This window comes from Streptomyces sp. NPDC054840, assembly GCF_053611065.1.
In genome coordinates this window covers 1-2,294 of sequence record NZ_JBSGZP010000927.1, presented here as the reverse complement: position 1 = coordinate 2,294, position 2,294 = coordinate 1, and the positions used below count along the sequence as shown (strand labels likewise).

The following is a 2,294-nucleotide window of genomic DNA, read 5'->3' as shown; positions in this document are numbered from 1 at the left end:
GGCCGTACGGGTGCACGAGGTACGGGCGACCGCGGACGCCGTACGGGTGGCCCGCGCCGTCGAAGGGGCACTCTGATCCTCATCCACCGACAAGGAGCACCGTGAGCAGAACCGACATCGAGGCGGTCGAAGAGGTCAACACGGCCTTCTACGAGGCAATGGAGCGGGGGGACTTCGACTCACTGTCGGCGCTCTGGCTGGAGGACGAGATCTCCTGCGTCCACCCCGGCTGGCCGGTGCTCTCGGGCCGCGGCGAGGTCCTGCGCTCGTACGCGCTCATCATGTCGCACACCGACTACATCCAGTTCTTCCTCACCGACACCAAAGTGGCCGTAATAGGTGATACCGCCTTGGTGACGTGTACGGAGAACATCCTCAGCGGCGGCCCCGCCGAGGACGGCGGGAAACTCGGCCCGCTCGTCGGCCAGCTGGTCGTCGCGACGAATGTGTTCCGACGCACATCCGAGGGCTGGCGACTCTGGTCCCACCACGGTTCTCCCGTGCTCACGGAGTCCGACGACGACGAGGACGAGGGCACCTCCTGACCCCTCCGGCGGGATCCGGAGTATTTCGCAGGTAAATTCGAAGACGGACGACGCCGACCGCACTCGGCGCAGCCATGGCCCTGGGGAGCCCCGGGACCGGAAGCACCTACGAAAGCAGGAGTGATTCGCGTGGATCGTGTCGCGCTGCGCGGCCTCAAGGCTCGCGGGCACCACGGCGTCTTCCCCCGGGAGCGCGAGGAAGGCCAGACCTTCATCGTCGACCTCGTGCTGCATCTCGACACCCGCCCCGCGGCGGCCGGGGACGACCTGGCTAAGACCGTGCACTACGGGGTAGTCGCCGAGGAAGTCGTCGACGTGGTCCAGGGTGAGCCCGTCGATCTGATCGAAACCCTGGCCGAGCGGATCGCCCAGCAGTGCCTCAAGCACGAAGCGGTGGCGCAGGTGGAGGTAGTCGTCCACAAGCCGGACGCGCCCATCACCGTCCCCTTCGACGACGTGACCATCACGATCACCCGGAGCCGCGCATGAACAACGCACTGAACGCTCAGAGCGACCCCACCGTCCAGCCGGTACCCGCCTCCGTCGTCGAGACGGTCGACGCGGCGGACGTGACGCTGTCCAACCCGAAATGGGCCGTGATCGCGCTCGGTGCCAACCTCGGCAACCGGCTGGAGACGCTGCAGGGCGCCATCGACGCCCTCGGCGACACCCCCGGCATGCGGGTCAAGGCCGTCTCCCCCGTCTACGAGACCGAGCCGTGGGGCGTCGAGCCCGGCTCGCAGCCCTCGTACCTCAATGCGGTCCTCTCTGTGAAGACCACCCTGCCGCCGTCCTCGCTCCTGGAGCGCGCGCACGCCATCGAAGAGGCGTTCGACCGCGTTCGCGAGGAGCGGTGGGGCCCGCGCACGATCGACGTGGACATCGTCGCGTACGCCGACCGGGTCTCCGACGACCCGGTCCTCACCCTCCCGCACCCGCGCGCTCACCAGCGCGCCTTCGTGCTGGCCCCCTGGCACGACATCGACCCGGAGGCCCGGATCCCGGGCCGCGGCCCGGTCACGGCGCTGCTGGCCGAAATCGGCCTGGTCGGCGTCACGCCGCGACCCGACCTGGAACTCCACCTCCCCGAGTAGTCGTTAGCCTGTTCACGGCTACTCGCTGAAAGTGGGGAACGGGCAAGTGAAGCAACTGAGGCCGGGGGTCCTGGCGGGCATCTTCGTGGTCGCCGGGATCCTGTCCTGGGCGGGCGCGCGGCTGTGGAACACCTACGGCACCCTGCCGGGCGTTCCGCTGGCCGCGCCGATCGTCCTGGGCGTCATCGCGGCGGTGCTGCTGGCCACGGCCCTGTCCCTGCGCGCCCGCCTCAAGGCCCAGCGCGAGCGCCGCCCGGGCGCCAAGGGCGTGGAGCCGCTGATGGCGGCCCGCGCGGTGGTCTTCGGCCAGGCCAGCGCCCTGGTGGCGGCGCTGGTGGCGGGCATGTACGGCGGGGTGGGCGTCTTCCTGCTGACCGACTCCCTCGACGTCCCCGCCCGCCGCGACCAGGCGTGGTACGCCGGCGCCTCGGTCCTGGCGGGCGTGGCCGTCATCGCCGCCGCCCTGTTCCTGGAGCACGTGCTCAAGCTCCCCGAGGACGACGACCCGGCCAAGGCCGCGGCCAAGGCCTAGGTCGTCTCTTTCGGATCTTGCCGGTTAAGCCCGCGTCGCCTGGTGCTGTGCCTCGCAAGGCGGAGGGGCGCCTGCGTACTGGACGTACTTGGGTGCTCCGACAACGCGGCGAGGTGCGGTGCC

General features: G+C 70.1%; 4 protein-coding genes. All 4 read left to right on the top strand.

Features of this window, described 5'->3' with window-relative positions:
* Nucleotides 1-101: 101 nt before the first annotated feature.
* The 4 genes from ACWGIU_RS36055 (at nt 102) to ACWGIU_RS36040 (ending at nt 2,171) form a co-directional block, all read left to right on the top strand.
* Nucleotides 102-545: a nuclear transport factor 2 family protein gene (locus tag ACWGIU_RS36055; protein ID WP_453712304.1), complete on the top strand. Its 444-nt coding sequence runs from the start codon at nt 102-104 to the stop codon at nt 543-545.
* 129 nt (nt 546-674) lie between these two features.
* Nucleotides 675-1,034, top strand: coding sequence for a dihydroneopterin aldolase (gene folB, locus ACWGIU_RS36050; RefSeq protein WP_030010912.1), 360 nt, complete (start codon nt 675-677; stop codon nt 1,032-1,034).
* Nucleotides 1,031-1,639 (top strand): 2-amino-4-hydroxy-6-hydroxymethyldihydropteridine diphosphokinase, encoded by a 609-nt coding sequence (folK, locus tag ACWGIU_RS36045; RefSeq protein ID WP_453712303.1) that lies wholly within the window; start codon nt 1,031-1,033, stop codon nt 1,637-1,639. Before folB ends, folK begins: the two co-directional genes overlap by 4 nt.
* A 46-nt stretch (nt 1,640-1,685) precedes the next feature.
* The gene (locus tag ACWGIU_RS36040; RefSeq protein WP_453712302.1) at nt 1,686-2,171 is read left to right on the top strand and encodes a DUF3180 domain-containing protein; all 486 of its coding nucleotides are present in this window, start codon (nt 1,686-1,688) and stop codon (nt 2,169-2,171) included.
* The last annotated feature ends 123 nt before the right edge of the window (nt 2,172-2,294 follow it).